Source organism: Bradyrhizobium sp. CCBAU 25338 (assembly GCF_028128965.1).
GTDB lineage: Bacteria > Pseudomonadota > Alphaproteobacteria > Rhizobiales > Xanthobacteraceae > Bradyrhizobium > Bradyrhizobium liaoningense.
Genome location: NZ_LFKY01000036.1, coordinates 293,830 through 310,959 on the forward strand (window position 1 = coordinate 293,830; position 17,130 = coordinate 310,959).

15 protein-coding genes are annotated in these 17,130 nt (G+C 64.0%); 4 read left to right on the plus strand and 11 right to left on the minus strand.

Annotated elements, in window-relative coordinates; all coding sequences use genetic code 11:
* Positions 1-11: 11 nt before the first annotated feature.
* From ACM42_RS18050 to ACM42_RS18095, 10 genes are all read right to left on the minus strand, one after another.
* Positions 12-806 (minus strand): enoyl-CoA hydratase/isomerase family protein, encoded by a 795-nt coding sequence (locus ACM42_RS18050; RefSeq protein WP_271529209.1) that lies wholly within the window; start codon positions 804-806, stop codon positions 12-14.
* Positions 796-1,962 (minus strand): CaiB/BaiF CoA transferase family protein, encoded by a 1,167-nt coding sequence (locus tag ACM42_RS18055; protein WP_271529210.1) that lies wholly within the window; start codon positions 1,960-1,962, stop codon positions 796-798. Before ACM42_RS18055 ends, ACM42_RS18050 begins: the two co-directional genes overlap by 11 nt.
* A 58-nt stretch (positions 1,963-2,020) precedes the next feature.
* Complete coding sequence (locus tag ACM42_RS18060) at positions 2,021-2,806, minus strand: SDR family NAD(P)-dependent oxidoreductase (protein WP_271529211.1); 786 nt, start codon at positions 2,804-2,806, stop codon at positions 2,021-2,023.
* Positions 2,807-2,832: 26 nt separating this feature from the next.
* Positions 2,833-3,642 carry an SDR family NAD(P)-dependent oxidoreductase gene (locus tag ACM42_RS18065; RefSeq protein WP_271529212.1) on the minus strand — a complete coding sequence of 270 codons (810 nt, stop codon included), beginning with the start codon at positions 3,640-3,642 and terminating at the stop codon, positions 2,833-2,835.
* Positions 3,639-5,030: an MmgE/PrpD family protein gene (locus ACM42_RS18070; protein WP_271529213.1), complete on the minus strand. Its 1,392-nt coding sequence runs from the start codon at positions 5,028-5,030 to the stop codon at positions 3,639-3,641. The genes ACM42_RS18065 and ACM42_RS18070 overlap by 4 nt, the downstream gene beginning before the upstream one ends.
* On the minus strand, positions 5,030-5,725 hold the full coding sequence (locus tag ACM42_RS18075) for an ABC transporter ATP-binding protein (RefSeq protein ID WP_246668663.1): 696 nt from the start codon (positions 5,723-5,725) through the stop codon (positions 5,030-5,032). Before ACM42_RS18075 ends, ACM42_RS18070 begins: the two co-directional genes overlap by 1 nt.
* Positions 5,722-6,399 (minus strand): ABC transporter ATP-binding protein, encoded by a 678-nt coding sequence (locus tag ACM42_RS18080; protein ID WP_271529214.1) that lies wholly within the window; start codon positions 6,397-6,399, stop codon positions 5,722-5,724. Before ACM42_RS18080 ends, ACM42_RS18075 begins: the two co-directional genes overlap by 4 nt.
* Before the next feature lie 80 nt (positions 6,400-6,479).
* Positions 6,480-7,529, minus strand: a complete 1,050-nt coding sequence (locus tag ACM42_RS18085) for a branched-chain amino acid ABC transporter permease (RefSeq protein ID WP_271529215.1) — start codon at positions 7,527-7,529, stop codon at positions 6,480-6,482.
* 3 nt (positions 7,530-7,532) lie between these two features.
* Positions 7,533-8,399, minus strand: a complete 867-nt coding sequence (locus tag ACM42_RS18090; protein ID WP_271529216.1) for a branched-chain amino acid ABC transporter permease — start codon at positions 8,397-8,399, stop codon at positions 7,533-7,535.
* Positions 8,400-8,409: 10 nt separating this feature from the next.
* Positions 8,410-9,594: an ABC transporter substrate-binding protein gene (locus tag ACM42_RS18095; protein WP_142250573.1), complete on the minus strand. Its 1,185-nt coding sequence runs from the start codon at positions 9,592-9,594 to the stop codon at positions 8,410-8,412.
* A gap of 386 nt (positions 9,595-9,980) precedes the next feature.
* On the opposite strand from ACM42_RS18095, the gene dctP reads away from it, so the two are divergent.
* The 4 genes from dctP to ACM42_RS18115 all read left to right on the plus strand — a co-directional run bounded on the left by dctP (position 9,981) and on the right by ACM42_RS18115 (position 14,465).
* Positions 9,981-11,000 (plus strand): TRAP transporter substrate-binding protein DctP, encoded by a 1,020-nt coding sequence (dctP, locus tag ACM42_RS18100; RefSeq protein WP_271529217.1) that lies wholly within the window; start codon positions 9,981-9,983, stop codon positions 10,998-11,000.
* A gap of 11 nt (positions 11,001-11,011) precedes the next feature.
* Complete coding sequence (locus ACM42_RS18105) at positions 11,012-11,515, plus strand: TRAP transporter small permease (RefSeq protein WP_271529218.1); 504 nt, start codon at positions 11,012-11,014, stop codon at positions 11,513-11,515.
* 104 nt (positions 11,516-11,619) lie between these two features.
* Positions 11,620-12,903 carry a TRAP transporter large permease gene (locus tag ACM42_RS18110; RefSeq protein WP_271529219.1) on the plus strand — a complete coding sequence of 428 codons (1,284 nt, stop codon included), beginning with the start codon at positions 11,620-11,622 and terminating at the stop codon, positions 12,901-12,903.
* Positions 12,904-12,941: 38 nt separating this feature from the next.
* A complete protein-coding gene (locus ACM42_RS18115) occupies positions 12,942-14,465 on the plus strand; it encodes a class I adenylate-forming enzyme family protein (RefSeq protein WP_271529220.1) in 1,524 nt (507 codons plus the stop codon).
* A gap of 310 nt (positions 14,466-14,775) precedes the next feature.
* Here the strand turns inward: ACM42_RS18115 and ACM42_RS18120 are convergent, their stop codons facing one another.
* The gene (locus tag ACM42_RS18120) at positions 14,776-17,115 is read right to left on the minus strand and encodes a N,N-dimethylformamidase beta subunit family domain-containing protein (RefSeq protein ID WP_271529221.1); all 2,340 of its coding nucleotides are present in this window, start codon (positions 17,113-17,115) and stop codon (positions 14,776-14,778) included.
* Positions 17,116-17,130: the final 15 nt, after the last annotated feature.

Below are 17,130 nucleotides of genomic sequence, written 5' to 3' on the forward strand. Positions count from 1 at the left end.
TGCGGTCTCCTCTATTTGCCCTGGAAGTTCGGCTTGCGGCGCTCGTTGAAGGCGAGCACGCCCTCGCGCCGGTCAGCCGTCGGAACCAGCCGGTTGTAGGCCTCGATCTCGAAGGCGAGACCATCGGCGAGCGACATCTGCAGACCGCGATGGATCGCCTGCTTGGCCTGGCGCACCGAGATCGGGCCATTGGCAGCAATGCGATGGGCGATCGCGAAGGTCGCCTCCAGCAATTCTCCCGGCGGCAGCACGCGGTTGACCAAGCCCCATTGCTCGGCCTCAGCGGCGGAAAACGGCATCCCGGAGAGGATCAGTTCTTTGGCGCGACGCTCACCGACGGCGCGCGCCAGATTTTGCGTGCCGCCACCGCCCGGCATGATGCCGAGCGTCACTTCGGTCAGTGCGAAGCGGGCATTGGTCGAGGCATAGACGAAGTCGAGCGCCGCCGCGATCTCGCAGCCGCCGCCGTAGGCCGCGCCGTTGATCGCCCCGATCAGCGGAATCGGGCAGCCCAGCAGTGCGCGCAGCATGCGCTCGAACACGAGGTGCTGCGCCTGCCAGGCGTCGTCCGTCATGCCGTTTCGCTGCTTCAGGTCGCCGCCGGCGCAGAACGCCTTGTCGCCGTGCCCGGTGAGGATCACGGCCCGCAGCCCCTCGATGTCGGTCGAGAAGCCTTCGAACAGCGCGACCAGATCGAGACCCATCTGGGTGTTCATGGCGTTGGACGCTTCCGGCCGGTGCAGCGTCACCAGCAGGATGTTGCCGTCGCGGCGCTCGACTTTGATCGTCTGGAAATCACTTTGCATTGGTCGTTCCCTTGCTGGCGGATATCCGATGGACGGCGTTGTGCTGACCGAGCGCCGGTGCCGCGGTCCGCGCGCGGGGACGCATACCGTCGAAGGCGAGCGGGATGCCAACGAGTTCGATGTCGTCGTCCGAGCAGCGCACCATCATGTCGAGTGCCTGGGTTTGCGGATGCCGGGCAACCTGATCGGTGGTCAGGAGCGGGGCGTTCGGAACGCCGGCCGCATCCAGAATCTTTCCGAGTGCGTCGGCCGAATAGCGGCGCACGATCGACTGGATTTGCGGGATCAGCCGCTCGCGGTTGACGACCCGCGCCGCATTGGTTGCGAAGTCCGGATCGGAAGCAAGTGTCCCGAGGTCCAGCGCGCTGCACAGCTTGCGGAACAGATTGTCGTTGCCGGCGGCGATCATCAGCCAACCGTCGGACGCCTCGAAGGCCTGGTAGGGTGCGATTTCCGCAGTGCCCGACCCGTAGGGCTTGCGGACTTCGCCGGACGCCGCATAGCCGGCCAGCGGCACCGTCATCCATGCGAGACCCGTCTCATACAGCGAGGTCGCGACGCTGCGTCCCTCGCCGCCCTTACTGCGCGCGACCAGGGCCGCGAGCATTCCGATCACCGCCCACATGCCGGAGCCCATGTCTACGAGGGAGACGCCGACCCGCACGGGCGGACGATCGCCCTCGCCGGTCACACTCATGATGCCCGTGCTCGCCTGTGCGAGCGGGTCGTATCCCGGCTTGCTCGCGAGCGGCCCCGTGGCGCCGAAGGCGCCGATGTCGCACCAGATCAGCGACGGCTTGTCCGCGCGCAGCGCGTCGGCCGTCAGACCGAACTTATCCAATATCCCGGGCCGCAGATTCTGGATGACCGCATCCGCCTCGTTCAAGATTAGCGATCTCAGTCGCTCGCAGTCGTCGGGATCGCCGAAGTCGATTGCGATTCCCTCCTTCCCGCGATTGAGACTGTGGAACACGCTCGCCGTACCATTCCAGAACGGCGGTCCCCAGCCGCGCGCGTAATCGCCGCTCTTGGGATTTTCAACCTTGATCACACGTGCGCCGAGATCGGCCAGAATGAGACCCGCATAGGGCGCGGCGACGCTGTGCCCCAGCTCGATCACGGTAATACCTGCGAGGGGCTTGTCGACGTCGGCCATCAGATCCTCCCGGCGGACGACACGGCCGCAGCCATGCCGGTCATCATCAAAACAACGCTCATCTTGCGAGAAATCCTCCGTCGACCGGCAGTGTCACGCCGGTAATCATGCTTGCGGCTGGGCTGGACAGGAATAAAATGGCTGCGGCGACTTCCTCAGGCTCGGCCAACCGATGCATGGGTGTCGCCTCGATGACATGAGTCGCCTTGCCGGTATCGGCCATCATGCCGGCGATGAAATTCGTCCTGACAAAGGTCGGCGCAACCGCATTGACGCGGATACCGTCGCCGACCCATTCGAGGGCAAGCGCGCGCGTCATGTTGACCACGCCGCCCTTGGTCGTCTGATAGGCCACGTTGCGATACAGTCCGCCCGACAATCCCATGATCGATGCCGTATTGACGATGGCTCCGGAGCGTCCGCGCATGGTGCGAGCCGCGACCCTCGCGCAGAGGAACATGCCCGTCAGGTTCACGGCGAGAACGCGATTCCAGCTGTCGACGGACAGCGTATCGGCCGCTTCGCGTACGGCGAGACCGGCATTGTTCACCAGGATATCGACCGGCCCGAGCGTGCCGACCACGCGGGAGAACGCCGTTTCGACGGCCGCCTCGTCGGAGACATCGGCTGTCACGGCCATCGCCTTGCCATCGGCATCAACGATCTGCGCCCGGACGGCGTCGGCCTTGGCCGCATCGTGGTCGAGCACGGCCACAGCGGCGCCGGCCGCGGCAAGGAGCAACGCCGCGGCGCGCCCGATCCCGTCGCCGCCGCCCGTCACGACCGCGGACTTTCCCCGGACCAGAAACTGCTCCAGCGGCTTTGACGCCCTGACTTCGGCCATTCCGTTCATCGCCTCACGCATCCGGTTCAGGACTTGTCCATCGCATTGTCGGCGACCAGCACTGCGCCATTGACGAGGCTCGCGCGGTCGGACAACGCGAAGACGATCAGGTTGGCAAGCTCTTCCGGCGTGCCCCAGCGCGTATTGCGCATCGAATTGTTCTCCGACCAGCGCTTCCGTTCGGCTTCCGCCTCTTCCGGACTCAGATTTCGCTTGGCGAGCTCGCGTTCCCATTTCGCAAAGCGCTCCGGCGTGGTGACGAAGCCGGGAACGACGCAGTTGACGCGGATGTTGTGCGGTCCGAATTCGTTGGCGAGGATCTTCGAGAAACGAATCTCGGCCGATTTGGCCGGCCCTGTGCACGACGACAGGAATGGCGGCATCGTCACCATGATCCCGGTCTCGCCCGCGACGTTGACGATGCTGCCGCCATTCTGGTCGATCATGATCGGAACGATGCGCTGGCAGATCCGGAACTGGGCGAAGAAATTGATCGCCATGCCATATTGCAGTTCGTCGTCGGTCACCTCCAGGAACGGCTTGTAGGTGCCGGTGCCCGCGTTGTTGACGAGGATATCGATACGGCCGAGACGGTCGCGCGCAACCTGCGGCAGTCGCTCGATCTGCTTGAGGTCAGTGACGTCGAGGGAGAAGGTTTCGACCTTGACCCCGGTCGTCTTCTCGACGTCCGCGCGGCATTCGGCAAGTGCATCTTCACGCCGCGCACAGACCAGCACCTTGACGCCCTCCTCCGCCAGCAAACGCACGGTTTCAAGACCGATGCCCTTGCTGCCGCCGGTGACGATGGCCGTCTTGCCTTCAAGTCCGAGCTTCATGTCCTACTCTCTTTGGTTGATCCGGTCAGCCGGTCGAGCAATGCGCGGATCGGCATCGATCCACCGTTGCCGGCGGCGGCAAGGACGTCCGCGGCAAGGCGTCTTGCCTCGGCTGCCGGCATTTCCGCGCCGGACAGACGGCTCTCGAACACATCGGCGGCCCGCGTCTCGTCCTGGAACACGAGAACCTGCGACGCCTCGCGCGAGCTGCGGCAATGGCGCGTGCCATCCTGCAGCGCGATCTCCACGGTCGCATCGAGATGCGTGCCGATATCGTCGGGCTCGACCGTCGTCTTCGCGACCAGCGCCATGATCTCCGGATCCTGGCGGTGCTCGACGCCTATGTCGTAGTCCAGCCGTCCGTAGCGGAGCATGGCAGCGACCGCGAAGGCAGTGCTGGCCTGGGTCTGCACGGTCCTCGTGAATGGACCCTTGAACGACGTGCCGGGATATTCCGTGTAGGGGCGCCAGATCGTGACCGTGATCCGCTTCACCAGGGACAGATCGATGCGATCGCGGTGGACCGCGTGGGCCGCGAGCACGGCGGACATGTTGTCGCCGAGGGTGGCAAATGGTTTTGCCATGATGCCGATCATCGTCGCGGCATCGGGAGCCTCGCGCCATTGGTCGGGTGCATGCTCGAGGCCGGCCAGCGAACGCAACAGGCCTTTCGGGCCTTCCAGCGCATCAGGCGCGCCCTGGACGCCACGTGCCGCGAGTTCGGACGCGACGAGGCCACCATGGGCCGCGCGACCGTTCTGCACGCGCCATTCGTCCGAGCCGCAACGCACCGGCTCAAGCGTGCCACCGGTCGTACAGGCGGCGATCGCTATCGCATTCGTGGCCTTTGCAGCATCGAGCCCGAGCAGGACGGCGCCCGCCGCAGCCGCGCCGATAGTGCCGAAGGTCGGACTTGTGCGCACGCCGCGGCCGATGAGACCACGGGCAACGGCTTCGCCGGCGCCGAGCCATTTCAGCGCGGCATAGCCGGTGGTGAGCGCCTTCAGCACGGTGCTCAGCGGCGCATCCAGCGTCTCGCCCAGCGACACCGCGACCGGCGAGATCAGCGATCCCGGATGGGTCCAGGAATCGTGGTCGGTATCATCCTGGAAATGCGCATGGACGGCGACACCGTTGGCGAGCACCGCCTCCGACAGGGCCGCGTGCCTGCCGTCGGCCCAGATGCGCGCGGTTCGCGGCCCCTGCGGAACCTGTGTGGTCATCGACCGTGCGGCGACGGCCGTCGACTCGGCACGTGCGGCAACCGCAAGCCCCAGCGAATCGAGCAGGCAGATGGCGGCCTTGGTCGCGACGTCGGGAGCAAGCCTGGTGGTCGCCGCCGTCGCGGCAAATGCGCCCAGGCGGGCGGTGGCATTCATGGCGGCCATCAGAGATACTCCTCGGCCAGTGCCACGTCGCGAATTTCGTCGGCGGTGCCGCTGCGCCGGATTTCGCCGCCGCGCATGACATAGCCTCGCGTCGCCAGCTTCAACGCCGGGCGAGCCATCTGCTCGGTGACGAGAATGGTGGTGCCACGCTTCTGCATGTGCCGGATCGCCTCGCTGATCTGCGCGATCCAGACCGGTGCAAGTCCGAGGAAAGGCTCGTCCAGCAGCAGCAGCTTGGGAAACGAACTCATCGCGCGCGCCAGAGCGACGATCTGTTGCTGGCCGCCGGACAATTGTCCGGCCGGCTGGTCGGCACGCTCCTGCAGGATCGGAAAGATGCCGCAGAGCCAGCTCCATGCTTCGCGCTGGGCCGCACGGCCGCGCCCGCAGGCACCGCTCAGAACATTGTCGGCAACCGACATGGTCGCGAACACGCGACGGCCTTCAGGCGAGTAGCCCATTCCGGCGCGAGCACGCCCATCGCACGACACGGCGCTGATGTCCGCGCCCGAGAAGCGCACGCTGCCGCGCGACGCCGGTACCAGCCCGATCACGGCATTGATCAGGCTCGACTTGCCGGCGCCGTTGGCGCCGACCAGCAGGACCGTCTCCCCCTCGGCAACGTCGATCGAGACGCCACGGATCGCCGTGATGCCGCCGTAGCGGACTTCGAGGTCTTCCACCGCCAGCATCATGCCGCTTCCTCGTCCACCGCGCCGAGATAGGCGTCAATCACGTCTTTCCGCGCTAGCACCTCGACGGGAGCTCCTTCGGCCAGCACACGGCCGGAATCGAGCACCATGATCTTCGGGCAGAGGCGGCGCACGAGATCCATGTCGTGCTCGACAATCAGCACGCCGCAGCCCAGCTCCGTTCTCACATGTCGAACAAAGGCATCGACCCGGAGGCGTTCGCGTCGCTCCAGACCGGCCGCCGGTTCGTCCAGCAGCAGCACCTTCGGCCGGACCGCACAGGCGAGAATGAGACCGAGCATCTTCTGCAGCCCGTAAGGCAGCTTGTCGCTCTGCTCGTCGAGCTGCGGCCCGAGCTCGAATTCGTCGATCAGCGGTGCGATCGTCTTCCAAACCCGTTCGCCGCCGCCGCTGAAACGTACGGCGCGCGAGATGTTTTCGCGGACCGTTGCCGTCCGGAAGGTATTCGTCTGCTGAAAGCTGCGAACAATTCCCATGCGGCTGACGGCATGAAGCGGCTTACCCGTCATCTCCTTGCCGTCCAACCGGACATTTCCGGCTGTCGGTGGGAACATCCCGCAAATGACGTTGATCAGCGTAGTCTTGCCGGCGCCGTTTGGTCCGATGACGCCAAGCACTTCACCGGGCGCGATGGTAAAGCTGATGCCGTTGAACACATGCAACCCGCCAAAGCGCTTGGAGATCGAAACGACTTCGAGGCGCGCGCCGCCGCGCGTGAGATCCACGGGTTGGACCGTCATTGCAGTGGCTCCATCGCATTGGGCACGCTCAGCGTTGGAGAGGACTTCGGAGAGTAGGACGAAGACGAGGCCGATGGTACCGGTGAGACCAGACGGACGCCGAGGCGATAGATCGTCCCGACGATGCCGTCGCGCGCCACCAGCACCACCACGACGATCAGGAAGCCGAACAGGAATTGGGAATACTCCCCGCGCAACGCGAAGATGTCGCCCGCCCAGATCAGCAATGCGCCGCCGACGATCGGACCAAGCATGCTGCTCTTTCCGCCGATGATCGCATAGGCGATGTAGTTCACCGAAGAGAGCGCGCTGAACGACGTTGGATGCGCGGTCAACAGCATGTTGACCAGCGCGAAGCCCGCGAGGCCCGACACACCGGCCGCGACGGCGAAGCCGAACGCCTTGTAGTGCCAGACGACGAGCCCGAGGCTCTGGGCGAGCAGCTCGTTTTCATCGATAGCCGCGAAATGCTGGTGCAGGCCGCGGGTGACCAGCGCCGTGACGATCGCGCCGGCCAGCGCCAGACCGATGGTCACCAGCAGCACCGCCCGGTTGTCACCGAGCTCGATGCCGAAGAACGTCACGGCGGGCATGCCGACGAGGCCGTTGGCGCCGCCGGTCCATCCGGGCGTTTCGAACAGAACCAGTTGCGTTATCTCGGTAATGACGAAAGTGACGAGAACGAAGTAGACCCCGGTCAGCCGCAGCACCAGTGCACCGAGCGGCAGCGCAAACAGTGCCGGCACGATGAAGCTTGCGAGGCTGAGCAGCAGGACGTCGGTCACGCCATGGCGAAGCCCGAGGATCGCCACCGTATAGCCACCGATCGCCATGAAGGTCGGCACCGCGAAGGTCATCAGGTTCATGCGCAGCATGATGTAGACGCTGAAGGCCGCCGTGATTGCGATCAGCATCTGGTTGGCCAGCGAATAGACCATCGGATTCTGTGTGATCCACGGGACCACGAACACAGAGGCGATGACGAGCACCCCCGCCGTCTCGGCGGCGCCTCCGCCGCGTGCCATGGATCGCGCGAGCTGGATCATGGTTCAGGCTCCCCGGAGCTGATGGCCGAACAGCCCCGAAGGCTTGACCACCAGCATGATCAACACGAGCACGAAAAGCGCCAGCGCGCCTTTCGAGCCGCCGAGATAGACGGCCGAGAACGCCTCCACCATGCCGACGAGGAAGGCCGCCACGGTCGCACCGCCGACGCTGCCAAGGCCGCCGAGAATGACGATGAGGAAGGATGTCGCCAGCACGGGATCGCCGATATGCGGCGCCAGCGAGAGAATCGGCGTGACCAGCGCACCCGTGAGTCCGGCCAGCCCCGTGGCCAGCGCGAAGGCTGCTGGGAACAGGACCGTGGGACGCAGCCCTTGCGCCGTTGCAACGGCGCGATCATCCGCGAGCGCGCGCAACGCACGCCCGAAGTCGGTGTGATAGATCAGGCCGTAGACGGACAGGATCGCGACGACGCAGACACCGAGCACCACCAGATTTTCGATCGGCAGATAGAAGCCGCCACCGCGAATGACGCCGGTCAGGGGAAAGCTGAAGGAAGGCGATTGCGGCCCGAACATCACCAGGATGCCGCTCGACATCATCATGTAGAGCCCGAGCGTCAGCATCAGCGTCGCCAGATGATCGTCGATCAGACGGTCCAGCACGAAACGCTCGAACAGATATCCGAGCGCCGTCGTGCCCAGGGCCGCACCGACCACCGCCAGTCCGTAGGGCACGCCGAGATAGGTCACCAGCGAATATGCGAGATAACCTCCAAGAACATAGAATCCGCCATGCGCGAAGTTGACGACGCCGAGGATGCCGAAGATCAGGGTGAAGCCGAGGGCGAGCAGCGCATACTGCGCACCCAGGCTGATGCCGATGAGGCCGGTGGCGACGAAGCCCTGCACTGGAGAACCGCTACTTGCCGCCGGCCGCTTCGACCCGCATCGTCGGCTGCAGCTTGCCATTGGTCACAAGGCCGACGCCGAAGGGGAACGACAGTTCCTGGTTGATGCCGAAGAACTCCTGCCCGATCCAGTGACCTGCTCCGAGATTCGGATCGCTCACCGGCAATGCGCGCAGCGCTTCGGCAACCTTGGCCGTATCGGTCGTTCCCGCCTTGGCGATGGCCTTGACCACCATGCGAGCGCCCGACACCCACTGGAAGAACAGATTGTTCTCGGGCCGCTCGCTGCCCATCAGCTTCTTGTAATCCTCGGCGATCTGCAGCGTCTTTTCGTCGATGACGACCGGCTCGTACCAATAGAAGTCCTTCAGGACATCGTCGCCGCCGGCGACACGGGAGATTTCGCCGTATCCCGGCCCGCCAAGGCGTCCGATCGGCCCTTCGAAGCCGGCCTGGCGCAATTGCTTGACCAGGATGCCGGCATCGCCGGGCGGCGATGAAGCGAGATCGACGGCCTCGGGCTTGGCATTCATGACGCGGGTGACGATCGGCCCGAAATTGGTGGTGCCGCGCTGATAGTATTCCTCGGTCGCGGCAATTCCGTTCTTCTTGTAGGCATCGGCATCGACGCTTGCGATGTCCGTGCCGCCCTGGTCGTTCGGGGCGACGAGCACGACGCTCTTGATGCCGAATTTCTGCTTGGCGATCTTGATGATCGGGTCGGCCCAGCCCGAGGGGCCAGGACCGACGTGGAAGACCAGCGGCAATTGCGGCGACAGCGCATCCTTGGCGTAGCCGTTGCCCATCACCAGCATCGAATTGCGCTTGGCAATCGGCTTCACGCCGGTGAGTTCGGGCGAGCCGATCGGACCGAGGATGAACTTGACACCCTGCCCCGCCAGGGCGTTGGCCGCAGCGGCGGCGCCTTCGGCGGTATACTTGCTGTCGATGGCAACGACGTTGACCTTGCACGGCGCGCCGCCGATCTTGATCAGACCGTCCCTGTTGGCCTCCGCGGCGACGAACTCCACCGCGCCTCGCAAGGCAAGGCCCCACTGCGCAGCGGGTCCCGACAGGACGCCCACCACACCCAGCGTCAATTCCTGTTCAGCGGCAATCGCCAAGCCGTTCGAACCGGCAAGCACTGCACCGGCGGCCGCGCCTGACAACAGCAGGTCTCTACGCGTGATCCTCATGACGTTCCCCACCTGATTTTTTGCGGCTGTTTCGCCGCGTTTTTCCGAACGAAAGCTCGCACGATGGCCTTCGAGACCATCCATCGCTCCACTCAGCGCGGCGCAAGCTAGGCGGAGAAAATGCGGCTGTCAATGAAACGTTTCATTGAAGTTGAGCGCGCGGCCCCAATGCCCAGACGAAGTCAGTCAAACTTTTTGTTGCGGAATTGCGCTTTTTTGTCGCGCACAAAACCGCGTCCGATCATGTCAGCATTTGCCACCCATTCCCCAAACGATCCTCGGACGACTAACTTTGGCAAATATATGAAACGTTTCACTTGAAATGGTCGGGCTGTCCCACTACCGTTCGGGCCTGCTGCACAAAAAAACGCTCGGGGAGAAAATCGATGATGCGACGCGCCGTTATGGCTGTGCTTGCCATGTTTGCCGTCCAGTACAGCCAGGGAGCCGCAGCCGAAGCACAATTCAAGCTGCGAGCGTCGCTCGACACGTCGGCGACGCACGGGCGGACGGTGGCCGTCGGCGATTATCTGAAGAAACTACAGGAAAAGTCCGGCGGCAGGATCGAAACCGAACTGTTCCACAGCGGGCAGTTGTTTCGCGACCGCGACGTGGTGAAAGCGCTGCGCCAAGGCGCCGTCGAGCTCGCGGTCCCCGGCACCTGGGTGCTGATTGCATTCGTGCCCGACGCCGACGTCTTCCAGTTGCCGGCGTTCTACGGCCAGCCCTACCCGGTCGTCTATGCCGCCGCCGACGGCAAGATCGGCGAGATCATCAACAAGCAGCTCGAAAGCAAGCTCGATGTCAGGCTGCTCGGCCCCTGGCTGCAGCTCGGCTATCAGAACACCTACAGCACCAGCAAACCAATCCGCGACTTTGCCGATCAGGCCGGCATGAAGATCCGCAACTCCGGCGGCGCCGGGCAATCGGCCCGCGCCAAATTCTTCAACGCCTCGCCGAACGTGACGGCATGGCCCGATGTGCCGCTGGCGCTCTCGCAGGGTACGTTCGACGGCTTGAGCTCCACCGACGAAAGTCTTGCCAGTGCAAAACTCTGGGAATCCGGCGTCAAGTACGGATTCGAAGATCACTCGTTCGTCGGGTTCTACGTGCCGATGATCAGCGAGAGCTTCTACAAGAAATTGCCGCCGGATCTGCAGGCGATGGTCATCGACGTCTGGCGGGAGAACATTCCGGCCTACCGCCGCAGCATGGAAGCGGCGCAGAGCGAGGCGCGGCAGACGCTGGAGAGGAACGGCATCGTCTTCGTGTCGCCGACCGAAGGCGCTCTTGCGGACGTCCGGTTGAAGATGCTGCCGTCGCAGGACGGCGTCGCCAAGGAATTGCGGATTTCGCCTGCCCTCCTCCAGCAGGTGAAGTCGGATATCGTGACCGCCGGGCATTGATCCGCAAGCCCATGATGAAGGTCTGGAACAGGATCGAACTCCTCCTGATCGGGGTTCTGGGCGCGCTCGCGCTGACGGTCGGCACCTTTCAGGTCATCGGCCGCTACGTGAACAAGAATTTCGCGTTCATCTACGGCGAGGAGGTCGTCGTCTATCTGACGGTCTGGGCCGTCTTCCTGGCGTCGAGCCAGCTGGTCCGGACCGACGGCCATGTCAGGCCCGACGTCGTCCTGCGGCTGCTGCCGCCGCAGGGACAGAGATGGGTCGAAGCGTTCAACTGCTGCGTCGCGATCGCATTCTGCGCCGGCCTCGCCTATTGCGGCTTCGAGGTCGCCGACGTCGCCCGCAGCCTCGACGAACGCAGCATCACCGGCCTCGAATTCCCGATGTGGATCTACTATTCGGCGATCCTGACCGGCGCCGTGCTGATGCTGCTGCGCTACGTCATCAAGCTCTACCACCTGGTCGTCCGCTTCGATCCCGCCACCATGATCATCGCCGTTCACGATCACTGAGCGGACGGCGACGCCTGCGCGCCTGCCTGCGGCCAATCTGAAATCGTCAACCGACTGCCGCGGCCCGGACCGGGATGCCGCCAGTTCCAACGAGAACCGACGCGATGTGGACCCTGCTCTTCCTGCTGATGTTCTTCGGGCTGCTCTGCGCCGGAATGCCGATCTTCCTGGTGCTCGGCCTCTGCGCAGCGGTCCTGTTCGGCTTCAGCGGCCAGCCCATGGTGGCGATCGCGCAGAAGATCGCCGACGAGATGAACTCGAGCACCCTGATGGCCTTGCCGCTGTTCGTGATGGCGGCCGCCTTCATGCGTCGCGGCGGCGTCGCCAAGGCCCTGGTCGACGTCGCGATCGCCTGGTTCGGACAATTGCGCGGCGCGCTCGGCCTCGTCACCGTGGTGTCGTGCACGCTGTTCGCCGCCATCTGCGGCTCGTCGGTCGCGACAGCGCTTGCGATGGGCACCATCCTGGTGCCGGCGATGATCGAACGCGGCTATCCCCGTCACTTCGCGCTTGGCGTGGTCGGCGCCTCCGGCACGATCGGCATCGTCATTCCGCCCAGCCTGTCGCTGATCCTCTACGGGCTGATCGCAGAACAATCCGTTCCGCGGCTGTTCCTGGCCGGGATCCTGCCGGGCCTGCTCCAGGCCGTCATGTTCTTCGGCTGGGTGTTCTATTATTCCTACCGCTACGAGCTGCCGCGCGAGCCGGCCGTGCCGCGCGCCCAGCTGATCAGCATGACCCTCAATGCACTGCCGGCGCTCTGCGTCCCGTTCATCGTGATGGTCGGAATCTACGGCGGGCTGATGACGGTGACGGAAGCCGCCGCCATCTCCGCCACCGTGGCGCTGCTCGTCAGCCTGTTCTTCTACCGCGGCTTTCAGCTCAACCAGACGCTCGACGTCATCGCCGAGGCGATCAAGAGCGCGGCCACGATCATGATCATCGTCGCAACCGCATTGGCTTTCGGTCACTGGATGACAGATTCGGGCATCCCCGCATCGCTGGTGAAGTTCACGCTCGATAACCAGCTTCACCCCTGGCAATTTCTCCTCGCCATCAACGTGCTGCTGCTGGTACTGGGCTGCTTCCTCGAAGTCGCCGCCACACTGCTGGTGGTGATGCCGATCCTGGCGCCCGCGCTGAAGCCGCTCGGCATCGACCCCGTCCATTTCGCGATCGTCTTCACCCATAACATGGAGATCGCACTGGTTCATCCCCCGGTCGGGCTGAACCTCTATGTGCTGGCGACAATCTCGACGGCACCGGTCACCGAAGTGGTCCGCGGCGTTCTGCCGTTCCTCGGTCTGCTGCTGTTGTGCCTGGCGATCATCACCTACGTGCCGCAGCTCTCGCTTTGGCTGCCCAACCTGGTCTACGGGCCGGGCTAACGTCGCTCGTCGAGCACGATCCGGACATGGAGCAGACGATGAAATCGATCCACTGGGCCTCGGACTTTTCCACGCTTGCACTCCGCTACCGCGAAAGGCCCGCGGTGATCGACATCGCCGGCATGACCACTTACGCGGACCTGTTTGCGAAAGCCGCCGGCGTCGGACGTGCGCTGACCATCGCCGGCGTCGGTCCGGGCGACGCCGTGGCAACGTTGTTCCGCAACGGCGCCGATGCCGTCGCGGCGACCTTCGGCGTGATGATGGCGGGTGCCGTCGAAGTCCCGATCAATCCAGCGCTCAGCGCGGCCGAACGGGACTATTGTTGCGCGGTCGCCGACGTCCGCCTGCTGGTCAGCGGCGCGGGACTGGCCAGGGACATCGGCGCCGACGGGCCCGCGGTGCTGAATATCGAGAGCGTTGAGCAGGCCACGATCGATCCGGCCGCTTTCCCGCACGTCGCAAGCGACGCGCCGGCGCGCGTCGTGTTCACGTCCGGTACCACCGGTCGCCCGAAGGGTGCGGTTCACAGTCAGATCGGCCGCTGGACGGCGAACATCCTGCTTCGGGCGAATCTGCCATTCCAGCCCGACGCCGGCAGCAACGTGCTCCTGATGACGCCGTTCTCCCACGGCTCCTCGCTGATGACGCACGCCTACCTGTCGTCGGGAGCGTCCGTGACGCTGCTCGACGGCGTCGACCCACCGACGGTCCTCGGCATCCTCGAGCGGGGCGAATGCGATGCGATGTTTGCGCCGCCGACCGTGCTCGCGAAGATCGTCGCGGCCGCCGGCGAGCGCAGGTTCTCGTCGTTACGCACGATCTTTTGCGGCACGGCGGTCCTGAAGCCGACGCTCTACGCGCGCGCCAGGGAGATGTTCGGCCCGGTGGTGCGCGTCACTTACGGCAAGAGCGAGGTTTTCAATCCGATCACCGTGCTCGAGGCCAACGAGACCGAGAACTGGTATGCGTCCGGCGGGGATGATGCCTGTGTCGGCTGGCCGGCATCCGGCGTCGAGATCGTCATTCGCAACGAGGCAGGCGAACGCGTTGCGCCCGGAGAGAGCGGCGAAATCCTGATTCGTGCGCAGCACCTCATGATCGGCTACCGCACCGAAGCGGGTTTCAGCCCGCTTGCCGCCGACGAATTTCACGACACCGGCGATCTCGGATATTTCGATGCGGATGGCCGGCTGCATCTCACCGGCCGCATGGCCGACGTCATCAAGTCCGGCGGCTACAAAGTAGCGCCGGACGAGGTCGAGCGACTGCTTGCGCCGGCACTCCAGCCATCCGACGTTGCCGTGGTCGGAATTCCATCGGACTATTGGGGTGAGGTTATTCTTGCCGCCGTCGAGAATCCTCCTGCTGACTGGGAGGAACGTCTCCAGGCCGTGGCAAAGACCATGACGGACTACAAACGCCCTCGCCTCATGATCGCGCTTGACGAGCTTCCTCGAAATGGAATTGGCAAGGTTCTTCGCGGAGCCATCCGCGTTGACCTGCTCTCCCGCTTCAGGATCACCGGTGGCCCGCGGCCACGGCTCGAGCCACGCGACTAGGACGGTATGCGCCTTTCATTTATTGGCAACTTCGCACATCCGTCCGGGGAATAGTCAGTGGAGCCACTCAAACTCCCGACACCACCTTTGCCGTCACCGCTGTTCTAAAGTCTCTTGGCGATCGGCCGAATGCTCAGCTCTGACGAGGCAACTCCAAGGTGGTCTTCATTAGATCTTTCTTGACCTCCCGGTGCACACTCCGTGCACACGCGGCCCACCAACTATTTGAAAAAATTAATCTGTCGTTCCAGTCCATCATGGGCAAGCTTGAGCTAAATCCAGCCAATGATGTCTAATTTGGCCATGCCGACTAGACGGCAAGACGCTTGACGCCCGTTGCCTTCGTTCCGGACTTGCTTACCGAGCTAGGCAACGGCCCCGGCTCGACGAACGCATCCACCACGTTACCCAGAAGCTGCGAGACGTTGTTCTCGAATCCGTTGATCGGCAGGGCACTGCCGAATGCGATGGATCCGGTAGCAAACACCGCGCCGTTGTTCGGCGCCTCGAAATACACCATGTCGGCCCGCAGGATATAGTTGTGCGTCCCACTGAAACCCTGATGCGCGTGGGTCCCCTCCTCGTCGTGGGCGATGTAGTTGTCCGGATGACCGCCAGAGGATGCAATGATCTTGGTGTTGGGCGGCGTGCCGAACCCCAGCTTGTAGCAGTCGATCTCGATGCCGGCCGCTCCACCGTTGCCGAGGCCGAAATCGCCGATAAGCTCCCCCTCGATCCCCTCGGTGATCCAGGCCAGTGCGGGGTCATAGCTGTCCGGCATCCGCCGGTAAGGCTGGCTATGGGCAAAGCCCTCGCCCGCAAAAGTATTGCCGACCAGCTTCTGCCCCCAGCGCTGGAAGCCGGTCCAGATTCCGCCCATTTGCCCCGTCGTGGCGAGGTAGTACTCGCCCGGTCGTGCCGCCCAGGCTATCCAATGTCCACCGGTCTTGCGACATTCCATGATCCATGGCTCGTCGTCGCGAAACGCCACATTGCAGCAGAAGCTGTTGGCGCCCATGCAGATGAAGCGTCCGCCACCGGCGATGTAATCCTCGTGCGCGTCGAGCATCCGCTCGGAGTGATATTCCGGATGGCTGGAATTCAGGATGCACGCATAGGGGGCCATTGCGGCGACACCCTCCAGATGAACATCCTCATCGGTCAAGATGTCGTAGTCGTACCCCTTGTGCTCCAGCCAGGCCAGGATCGAGAGATCCGCTGGAAAGTTCCAGGGCAGGTCGAACGCGGAGATCCGATATTTCGGCCGCATGTTCACCATCGGGCGATGGTAGCTCGAGTAGCAGATGCCGGCGCCATCCGCGTGCGAGTCGTAGCAGCCTCCGCCGAACTCCGGGTTTTCGTAGATTTCGATGTCGACCTCGGAGATCGTGGGCGGCTGACCGGCCATCGGCTGCACGATGTGGCCGTCGGTTGCGAAGCGCTCGTTGGCATAGGCGAGATAGGTCGCAGTGGAAAACAGGAGGGCAATACGCCCTGTCGGCACGCGCGGCCGCACGAAGAAGACGATGTATTCCTCAGCCATGCCCTTGCCGTCGCCACCGCGCAGCCTGATCGCGTAGGCGCCGCTGCGCAGCGTTGCAGGCAGCTGAAGCGCCTTGGTGACCTTCCAGTTGCTGTCGATCATCGCATCGGCGTGGAATTCGACGCCGCCGTATTCATGCGGGGCGAGACGGAAGCAGTCGTTGCGGCCGTTCCAGTTGTAGCCGGTCTGCGCGCGCACTGGCCTGTTGTAGCCGTTGGCGTCGAGACGGTTTGGTCCGATGTCGACCACGACATCGCCGATGCCATGATCGGTGTAACCCTTCGAGGGATCCCAATATGCCACCATGCCGTATGAGGGAGGCTGACCGCCCGAGCGGATCGCGTCGAGCTCTTCGCGAGTCAAGGCCCGATCGAACACGCCGCAGCGATCGATCTTCCCGCAGTAGAGCTGCGACACGAAGTGGCCGCGGAGCGCATGCCAGTCGCGTGAGCCGGCCACGAGGAACGGCGTATCGGCCAGGTTGTTCTGCCGGAACCGAAACGCCTCCGACACATGCGAGCGATATTCGACCGGCGCGACCTTGCCGAGCAGGCTGTTGTAACGGTTGACGACCCCCTCCTGGTAGAGGGTGGCACGACCGCTTCGGGCATCGAAGGTGGCCGCAACGAAATACCAGGCCTGCTTCTGGAACGGCAGCTCCGCCTGCAGATAGTCGACCTCATTCCCGTTCCCGACCCAGAACTCCAGCCTGCCGCTCGGATTGATTCCGAGACCGTAACCGTGATTCTTGTCATTGTCCCAGCGGCCGAGCAGACATTGACGATGTCCGACATCCGGCCATGTCGGCCAAATGAACGCACAAAGCGTGATGCTGCCATCCAGCGCGAGCTTGCGGCCGGGATCGGCGACCTCGAGGAAGGATCCGACCTGCGTGAATTGCTTCTCGACCGCCCAGGTGCCGTTGGCGACGCAATCGATCTCCTCCTCGATGAATCCCGGACCGAGCGGATGCTCATCCCCGTGGATCAAGCGCACGAGATGGGCCTCGGCGGTGGAGGTGCCGTCGGCACTGACGTGCAACTGAATGGTATGGCCGGGCTTCACCGAGATCTTGTCTGCGTAGCCGAATATCTTGATCTGCGCCATGGTGCGGAGTTTCCA

Excerpts from the sequence above, each read along its gene's own strand:
- ACM42_RS18050 (WP_271529209.1), bottom strand. The coding sequence starts at position 806 with ATGCAAAGTGATTTCCAGACGATCAAAGTCGAGCGCCGCGACGGCAAC.
- ACM42_RS18055 (WP_271529210.1), bottom strand. The coding sequence starts at position 1,962 with ATGGCCGACGTCGACAAGCCCCTCGCAGGTATTACCGTGATCGAGCTG.
- ACM42_RS18060 (WP_271529211.1), bottom strand. The coding sequence starts at position 2,806 with ATGGCCGAAGTCAGGGCGTCAAAGCCGCTGGAGCAGTTTCTGGTCCGG.
- ACM42_RS18065 (WP_271529212.1), bottom strand. The coding sequence starts at position 3,642 with ATGAAGCTCGGACTTGAAGGCAAGACGGCCATCGTCACCGGCGGCAGC.
- ACM42_RS18070 (WP_271529213.1), bottom strand. The coding sequence starts at position 5,030 with ATGGCCGCCATGAATGCCACCGCCCGCCTGGGCGCATTTGCCGCGACG.
- ACM42_RS18075 (WP_246668663.1), bottom strand. The coding sequence starts at position 5,725 with ATGATGCTGGCGGTGGAAGACCTCGAAGTCCGCTACGGCGGCATCACG.
- ACM42_RS18085 (WP_271529215.1), bottom strand. The coding sequence starts at position 7,529 with ATGATCCAGCTCGCGCGATCCATGGCACGCGGCGGAGGCGCCGCCGAG.
- ACM42_RS18095 (WP_142250573.1), bottom strand. The coding sequence starts at position 9,594 with ATGAGGATCACGCGTAGAGACCTGCTGTTGTCAGGCGCGGCCGCCGGT.
- dctP (WP_271529217.1), top strand. The coding sequence starts at position 9,981 with ATGATGCGACGCGCCGTTATGGCTGTGCTTGCCATGTTTGCCGTCCAG.
- ACM42_RS18105 (WP_271529218.1), top strand. The coding sequence starts at position 11,012 with ATGATGAAGGTCTGGAACAGGATCGAACTCCTCCTGATCGGGGTTCTG.
- ACM42_RS18110 (WP_271529219.1), top strand. The coding sequence starts at position 11,620 with ATGTGGACCCTGCTCTTCCTGCTGATGTTCTTCGGGCTGCTCTGCGCC.
- ACM42_RS18115 (WP_271529220.1), top strand. The coding sequence starts at position 12,942 with ATGAAATCGATCCACTGGGCCTCGGACTTTTCCACGCTTGCACTCCGC.
- ACM42_RS18120 (WP_271529221.1), bottom strand. The coding sequence starts at position 17,115 with ATGGCGCAGATCAAGATATTCGGCTACGCAGACAAGATCTCGGTGAAG.